The organism is Gemmobacter sp. (assembly GCF_016792925.1).
Classification (GTDB): Bacteria; Pseudomonadota; Alphaproteobacteria; order Rhodobacterales; family Rhodobacteraceae; genus Gemmobacter.
In genome coordinates, this window is record NZ_JAEULU010000144.1 from 1 (window position 1) to 7,590 (window position 7,590).

General features: G+C 67.9%; 10 protein-coding genes. All 10 read left to right on the forward strand.

All coding sequences use genetic code 11. The annotated features are described in order from the left end of the window. The first annotated feature begins 611 nt into the window (after positions 1–611). Positions 612–878, forward strand: a complete 267-nt coding sequence (locus JNN06_RS07120) for a hypothetical protein (protein WP_291238903.1) — start codon at positions 612–614, stop codon at positions 876–878. Further along, positions 871–2,169 (forward strand): terminase family protein, encoded by a 1,299-nt coding sequence (locus JNN06_RS07125; RefSeq protein ID WP_291238904.1) that lies wholly within the window; start codon positions 871–873, stop codon positions 2,167–2,169. The genes JNN06_RS07120 and JNN06_RS07125 overlap by 8 nt, the downstream gene beginning before the upstream one ends. 285 nt (positions 2,170–2,454) lie before the next feature. After that, positions 2,455–3,630 carry a phage portal protein gene (locus JNN06_RS07130; RefSeq protein WP_291238905.1) on the forward strand — a complete coding sequence of 392 codons (1,176 nt, stop codon included), beginning with the start codon at positions 2,455–2,457 and terminating at the stop codon, positions 3,628–3,630. Further along, the gene (locus JNN06_RS07135) at positions 3,627–3,881 is read left to right on the forward strand and encodes a hypothetical protein (RefSeq protein WP_291238906.1); all 255 of its coding nucleotides are present in this window, start codon (positions 3,627–3,629) and stop codon (positions 3,879–3,881) included. Before JNN06_RS07130 ends, JNN06_RS07135 begins: the two co-directional genes overlap by 4 nt. 15 nt (positions 3,882–3,896) lie before the next feature. Next, positions 3,897–4,472, forward strand: coding sequence for an HK97 family phage prohead protease (locus JNN06_RS07140; protein ID WP_291238907.1), 576 nt, complete (start codon positions 3,897–3,899; stop codon positions 4,470–4,472). Between the two features lie 117 nt (positions 4,473–4,589). Next, the gene (locus tag JNN06_RS07145) at positions 4,590–5,738 is read left to right on the forward strand and encodes a phage major capsid protein (protein WP_291238912.1); all 1,149 of its coding nucleotides are present in this window, start codon (positions 4,590–4,592) and stop codon (positions 5,736–5,738) included. A 175-nt stretch (positions 5,739–5,913) separates the two neighbouring features. After that, entirely contained in the window at positions 5,914–6,510 is a 597-nt protein-coding gene (locus tag JNN06_RS07150) for a hypothetical protein (RefSeq protein WP_291238908.1), read from the forward strand. Further along, positions 6,507–6,848, forward strand: coding sequence for a head-tail adaptor protein (locus JNN06_RS07155; protein WP_291238909.1), 342 nt, complete (start codon positions 6,507–6,509; stop codon positions 6,846–6,848). Before JNN06_RS07150 ends, JNN06_RS07155 begins: the two co-directional genes overlap by 4 nt. Beyond that, positions 6,845–7,237 carry a DUF3168 domain-containing protein gene (locus JNN06_RS07160; protein ID WP_291238910.1) on the forward strand — a complete coding sequence of 131 codons (393 nt, stop codon included), beginning with the start codon at positions 6,845–6,847 and terminating at the stop codon, positions 7,235–7,237. The genes JNN06_RS07155 and JNN06_RS07160 overlap by 4 nt, the downstream gene beginning before the upstream one ends. Positions 7,238–7,323: 86 nt before the next feature. Next, positions 7,324–7,590: phage major tail protein, TP901-1 family (locus JNN06_RS07165; protein WP_291238911.1), on the forward strand; the 267-nt coding region annotated here is incomplete at its 3' end.

Below are 7,590 nucleotides of genomic sequence, written 5' to 3' on the forward strand. Positions count from 1 at the left end.
GCCCGCCCGGTGGGCGCAAAGCGCCCGCCGCCCGGAGGGCGGGCGCTGGCCGGTGGCTTTGGGCCACCGGCCCAAACGCGGAGACGGTGCCGCGTGACCTCGGCGATGGCCTCGGCCAATGGGGGCCGGGATCAGGAAACGCAGCGCGTTTCCCCGGCCCTGTGGGTGCGGTGAAGCAAGACCGTTTCCACCAACGACCGACAAGCCTGCGCCCGCCCAGCGGGTGTGAAGCACCCGCCCTCGGCAGGGCGGGCGGCTCACCCGGTGGCTTTGGGCCACCGGCCCAAACGTGGCCTCCGTTTCAACATGACCTCGGCGATGGCCTCGGCCAATTGGGGTGTTGCGTCTTTCCGCCCTTCAGCGTTCCTTCCGTTAAGATATTGAAAATACAATATTATTTGACTTTTCCGAAACCTTCGTCTAAAAGGGTCACATGCTAGAAGACAGAACGAGCGAGAGAGCCGGGGGGCACCCGGGGCTGTCGTCTCGTGCTGTTTACTCGTGCGGGGAACGGCATGAGAGGCGGGCAGCAGCGAATGAGTGTGAACTACTCCGACGGGGATACGGGGCGAGAGCTTGGGCCTGAGGCTTTGCTGAGGGCAACCGAAAAAATGTATCGGGATGCGGCGATGGAGCTGGCAGCGGCCACCGAAAAGGTGCGCCAGGGCGAGCTGGGCGAGGCCAAGGCTGCCATGCAGGCGGTCAAGGATCTGCGCGCCGCCTTCCAGATGGTGATGGATGAAAGGACGCGCGTTGACAAACTCCGCAAACAGGTTGCCGGGGTCGCAGGAAGCGGCGGCGAACTGGATTTCGCCGCAGCCCGGGCTGAGATCGGGCGCCGCCTGGCTCGCCTCCGCGACGCAGGACACGGTGGATGAGTTTCTGAACGGCCTGGGCGACGAGGCGCTGCTGGCGCTGCCCTGGCTGTTCGAGTTCTGGGCGCTGCCGCATCAGCTTCCGCCCGAGGGGGCCTGGAAAACCTGGGTCATCATGGGCGGTCGCGGCGCGGGCAAGACGCGGGCCGGGGCGGAATGGGTGCGCGCGCAGGTGGAAGGCGCGCGGCCCTCTGACCCCGGCCGGGCCTCGCGGCTGGCGCTGGTGGGCGAGACGGTGGATCAGGTGCGCGAGGTGATGGTGTTTGGCGAGAGCGGGATTCTGGCCTGCTCGCCGCCGGATCGCCGCCCGGTCTGGGAGGCGACGCGGAAGCGCCTTGTCTGGCCGAATGGCGCGGTGGCGCAGGTGTTTTCGGCCCATGAGCCGGAGAGCCTGCGCGGGCCCCAGTTTGACGCGGCCTGGGTCGATGAGCTGGCAAAGTGGAAGCGGGCGGAAGAGACCTGGGACCAGCTGCAATTCGCGCTGCGTCTGGGGTCGAACCCGCAGCAGGTGGTGACGACGACGCCAAAGAATGTGGCGGTGTTGAAGGCCATTCTGAACAACCCCTCCAGCGTGGTGACCCATGCGCCGACGGATGCGAACCGGGCCTATCTGGCGGCCTCGTTCCTGGAGGAGGTGAAGGCGCGCTATGGCGGCACGCGGCTGGGCTTGCAGGAGCTGGAAGGCGCGCTGCTGGAGGATGCCGAGGGGGCGCTGTGGACCAGCGCGATGATCGAGCGCAGCCGGGTGGAGGCTTTGCCGCGCCTGAGCCGGGTGGTTGTGGCGGTGGACCCGCCGGTCACCGGGCATGGCGGCTCGGATGAATGCGGCATCGTGGTCGTGGGCGCGGTGACGGAGGGGCCGGTGCAGGATTGGCGGGCCTTTGTCCTCGAGGATGCGAGCGTGCAGGGCGCCTCGCCCGACCAGTGGGCGCGGGCGGCGATTGCGGCGATGGAGCGCCACGGGGCCGAGCGGCTGGTGGCGGAGGTGAACCAAGGCGGCGATCTGGTGCAGGCGGTGATCCGGCAGGTGGACCCGCTGGTGAGTTACAAGGCGGTGCGCGCGAGCAAGGGCAAGGCCGCGCGGGCCGAGCCGGTGGCCGCGCTCTATGAGCAGGGGCGGGTCAGCCATTTGCGGCATCTGGCGCGGCTGGAGGATCAGATGTGCCGGATGACGGCGCGGGGCTATGAAGGCAAGGGTTCGCCCGACCGGGTGGATGCGCTGGTCTGGGCGCTGCATGCGCTGATGATCGAGCCGGGGCAGCACGCGATGCGGCCAGCGGTGCGGTTGTTGTAGGCGGGGCAGTGGATATTTGGGCCAAGATGAAGCTTCGGGCGTTGGGCGCTTGGGGCTAGGGTGCCCTCCGGGCGGGGGATATTTGGGTCAGGTTGAAGCTGGGGGCGTTGGGCCCTTGGGGTTGGCCTGGGATGCGCTCCGCGCGGGGATATTTGGGCCAAGGTGAAGCTGAAAGGCGGGTGGCCCTTCTGGACAGACAGGTGAGAGAGCGGATGGCGGGGCTTTGCGGCTTTGCCATGATGGGGGCGGTTTGCCCGATGGGATGCGAAGTGCAAGGAGAACGGGATGGTGTTCGATTTCCTGCGGCGCGCCGAAAGGGCGGTGCCGGAACAGAAGGCCTCGGCGACGGGGCGGGTGATGGCCTTTGGCAGTTCGGGCCGGGTCGTGTGGAGCCCGCGCGACGGGGTGAGCCTGACGAAAAACGCCTTTCAGGGCAATCCGATCGGGTTTCGGGTGGTGAAGCTGATTGCCGAAGCGGCGGCGGCCTTGCCCTTGGTCTTGCAGGATAGCGAGCGGCGCTATGATCAGCATCCGGTGCTGGATCTGGTGCGGCGCCCGAACCCGGTGCAGGGGCGGGCCGATCTGTTCGAGGCGCTTTATGTGCAGCTTTTGCTGTCGGGCAATGGCTATCTGGAGGCGGTGCCCGGTGAAGGGCGCGTGCCCGGCGAGCTGCATGTGTTGCGCAGCGACCGCATGAGCCTTGTGCCGGGCGCCGATGGCTGGCCGGTGGCCTATGATTACACCGTGGGGGCGCGCAAGCATCGCTTTGACATGACGGGGCCTTTGGCACCCATCTGTCATGTGCGCTTCTATCACCCGCAGGATGACCATTACGGGTTGTCGCCCATGCAGGCGGCGGCGGTGGCCGTGGATGTGCATTCGAGCGCGAGTGCCTGGAGCAAGGCGCTGCTGGACAATGCCGCCCGGCCCTCGGGGGCGATTGTCTACAAGGGGCCGGAGGGCGCGGGCTCGCTGTCCAATGACCAGTATGACCGGCTGGTGGGCGAGCTGGAGGCCAATCATCAGGGCGCGCGCAATGCGGGGCGGCCGATGTTGCTGGAGGGGGGCCTCGACTGGAAACCCATGGGCTTCTCGCCCTCTGACATGGAGTTTCATGAGACGAAGCTGGCGGCGGCGCGGGAGATCTGCATTGCCTTTGGCGTGCCGCCGATGCTGATCGGCATTCCGGGCGATGCCACCTATGCCAATTATCAGGAGGCCAACCGCGCCTTCTATCGGCTGACGGTGCTGCCTTTGGTGGCCAAGGTCACGGCGGCGGTGTCGCATTGGCTGGAAGGCTTTACCGGCGAGGCGGCGGAGCTGAAGCCCGATCTGGATCAGGTGCCGGCGCTGGCGGTGGAGCGCGACCAGCAATGGGCGCGGGTGGGCGCGGCCTCGTTCCTCAGCGATGCGGAGAAGCGGGCGCTTCTGGGCCTGCCGCCGCTGACGGAGGGCGAATGAGCCGCGAGGCGCGGACGGGCGCGGCGGGCGGCTCGCGCTTTGTCTATGAGAGTTTCGAGGCCGCCCATGCCCGGATCGAGGCGAATGAGCGGGTGGCGGAGGAACGCTGGAACGCGCTGGAATACCGCCTTGGACAGATCGAGGGCACGCTGGAGCGGCTGGAGAAGCGGCTTTGGCTGGGGGTTTACGGCGTGGCGGCCTTTCTGCTGGCGCAGGGGGCCGAGGCGCTGCTGAAGGCGGCGATCAAGTAGAAACCGGGGGTACCCATGGGATATTACAGCACATTCGGCGCGCCGGAACAGAAGTTCGTGGCGCTGGCCCCCGAGGCGGGCAGCGGGCTGACCGTGACGGAGGGCCATGTGATCGAGGGCTATGCCAGCCTCTTTGGCAAGCGCGATCAGGGCAATGACGTGGTGATGGGCGGGGCCTATGGCGCCTCGCTCGCGCGGCTGGCAGCGGCGGGGCGGCGGGTCAAGATGCTGTGGCAGCATGACCCGACCCAGCCCATCGGCGTCTGGGATGAAGTGCGCGAGGATGCCACCGGCCTGTGGGTCAAGGGGCGCATCCTGGGCGATGTGGAGAAGGGGCGCGAGGCGGTGGCCCTGCTGGCGGCAGGCGCGATTGACGGGCTGTCGATCGGCTATCGCACCGTGAAATCGGAACGCGACGGGAAGGGGCAACGCCTGCTGACCGAGCTGGAGCTGTGGGAGGTGTCGCTGGTCACCTTTCCCATGCTTCCCGAAGCGCGGGTGACGGGCAAGGGCGAGACGCTTGAGGCCGATACCTGGCGCAGTCTGGCGCAGATCTTTGAGGATGCGCGCCGCAATCTGGCCGGTCGCTGACCGCCACTCACTGCGAACCATTGGGGGAAGACAATGACCGAGAGCAAGTCTCGGGCCGGTGGCGCCATGCCGCATGCCCGTAGCGAGGCCCGCAGCGAGGCCCAAAGCCATGCCCGGATGCCGGAGGCGGAGGTGAAATCCGCGATGCTGGGCTTTCTGGCCGAGTTCGGGGCCTTTCAGGCCGAAGTGAAATCTGCACTGCAACAACAGGACGAGAGACTGACCATGCTGAATGCCAAATCCCAGACCTATGGCCGCCCCGCGCTTTCGGCCCATGCCGAGATCGAGGTGCCCCATGTGAAGGCCTTTGACGCCTATATCCGCACCGGCGATGATGATGCGCTGCGCGGGCTGGTGCTGGAGGGCAAGGCCATGTCCACCGCCGTGGCGGCGGATGGCGGCTATCTGGTCGACCCGCGCACCTCGGACAGCATCCGCTCGATGCTGGTTTCGACGTCCAGCCTGCGGGCGATTGCCAATGTGGTGCAGGTGGATGGCCCGTCCTTCGACGTGCTGATCGACCGCACCGAGGTGGGGTCGGGCTGGGCGACCGAGGCCGCCAACCAGACCGAGACCTCGACCCCGTCGGTGGAGCGCATCTCGATCAAGCTGCACGAGCTGTCGGCGATGCCGAAGGCCAGCCAGCGCCTGCTGGATGACAGCGCCTTTGACGTGGAAGGCTGGCTGGCGGGCAAGATCGCCACGCGCTTCATCCGCGCGGAATCGGCGGCCTTTGTGAATGGCGACGGGGTGGACAAGCCCAAGGGCATCCTGCTGCCCACCAAGGTGGCGAATGCCAGCTGGACCTGGGGCAGCCTTGGCTATGTGCCGACCGGCGCGGCCGCCGATTTCGCCACCACCAATGCCAGCGATTGCATCGTGAACCTGGTCTATGCGCTGGGCGCCGATTACCGCGCCAATGCGTCTTTCGTGATGAACTCGAAAACCGCCGGTGCCGTGCGCAAGATGAAGGATGCCGATGGCCGCTTCATGTGGGGGGACAGCCTGCAAGCGGGCGAGCCGCCGCGCCTGCTGGGCTATCCGGTGCTGATCTGCGAGGACATGCCGGATGTGGGCACCAACACCTTCCCGATCGCCTTTGGCGATTTCGTGAACGGCTACACCATCGCGGAACGCCCCGATCTGCGCGTGCTGCGCGACCCCTTCTCGGCCAAGCCGCATGTGCTGTTCTATGCCTCCAAGCGCGTGGGCGGCGACATCACCGATTACGCGGCGATCAAGCTGCTGAAAGTGGCGGTGTCGTAAGCCGGTAAGGCATGGGCCGGGGCGCGCGAGCCTCCGGCCCTCACGGACGCGCGCCTCTGCCCGCGCCTTCTAGCTGCTCCCCCTCCGTCCGAGTGGCGTTGGGCGGCGCGCGTCCGTGCCTCTTTGACGGGGGCCTCTCTGACGGGGGGGAATTGGGTTTCATCGGAGCAGGACCATGATGTTGATCGAGCAGACCACGGTGCCGGTGGCGGCGCTTCCGGTCCAGATTTTGAAGGACCATCTGCGGCTGGGCACCGGCTTTGCCGATGAGGCCGTGCAGGATGGGCTGGTGGAAAGCCATCTGCGCGCGGCGATCGCCGCCATCGAGGCGCGGATCGGCAAGGCGCTGCTGGCGCGGCAGTTCAAGCTGGTGCTGGCGGATTGGCGCGATGCGGCGGCGCAGGCCCTGCCGCTGGCGCCGGTGAGCGCGGTGGCCAGTGTGACGCTGGTCGAGGCGGGGGGCGCCTCGCAGGTGGTGGCCCCGGCGCGTTACCGCGTGCAGGCGGATCGCCACCGCCCCAGGCTGGTGGGGGTGGGGATGCTGTTGCCCTCGGTGCCGGTGGAGGGCCAGGTGGAGATCGTGTTCACCGCAGGGTTCGGGCCGGGCTGGTCTTCGGTGCCGGGCGATCTGGCGCAGGCGGTGCTGCTGCTGGCGGCGCAATTCTACGAGACCCGGCACGAGGCCGGGATGCAGGGCGGCTTGCCCCTCTCGGTGCAGGTGCTGATCGAGAGCTGGCGCAATGTGCGCGTGCTGGGCGGGGGTGCGGCATGAGCGGCGCTCCGCATCTGACGCGGCCTCTGGTGCTGGAGGGGCGGGTGCAGACCGCCGATGGCGCGGGCGGCTATACCTCGGTCTGGCAGGCGCTGGGCACGCTTTGGGCCGAGGTGACGCCCGGCGCGGGGCGCGATGTGGCGGGCGAGGAGGTCACCCTGGCCGCCGTGCCCTATCGCATCACGGTGCGCGGCGCGCCGCAGGGGGCGCCGTCGCGGCCCCTGCCGGGGCAGCGCTTCCGCGAGGGGGCCCGGGTCTTCGCCATTGTGGCGGTGACCGAGGCCGGGCGCGCGGGCCAGTTTCTGACCTGTTTTGCCCGTGAGGAGGTTCCGGCATGAGCTATGGCGTGGCAGCCGCCCTTCAGGCGGCGGTGTATCAACGGTTGGTGGCGCAGGTGCCGGGGGTGCCGGTGCATGACGCGCTGCCCGCGGGCACGGCGCCCGGCACTTTCGTGCTGCTGGGGCCGGAGGAGGCGCTGGATGCCAGCGATGGCAGCGGCGCGGGCGCCCTGCATCGCTTCACGGTCAGCGTGATCTCGGATGCGACGGGGTTCTTGCAGGCCAAGCAGACCGCCGTGCTGATCTCGGATGCGCTGGTGGATGCGGCGCTGGTGCTGACGCGCGGGCGGCTGGTCTCGCTGGGCTTCGAGAAGGCGCAGGCCCGCCGTCTGGAGGAAGGCGCCGCCCGGCGCATCGACCTGCGCTTTGCCGCGCGGGTGGAGGATTGAGCCGGAATCGGCTTGCACAAATCGAACATAATGGCCGGATTTTCTGCGGATAACCCGGTTTCTCACTGTCAAAATCGGAGAATGCCATGGCTGTGCAAAGCGGCAAGGACTTGCTGGTGAAGATCGACGTCAACGGCAGCCTGCAATTCGAGACCATCGCGGGGCTGCGCGCCTCGCGCATCAGCTTCAACGCCGAGGCGGTGGATGTCACCAGCCTGGAAAGCGCCGGCGGCTGGCGCGAGCTGCTGGCCGGGGCGGGCGTGCGCTCGGCCTCGATCTCGGGCTCGGGGGTGTTTCGCGATGCCAATACCGACGAGCGCGCGCGTCAGATCTTCTTTGACGGCGAAGTGCCG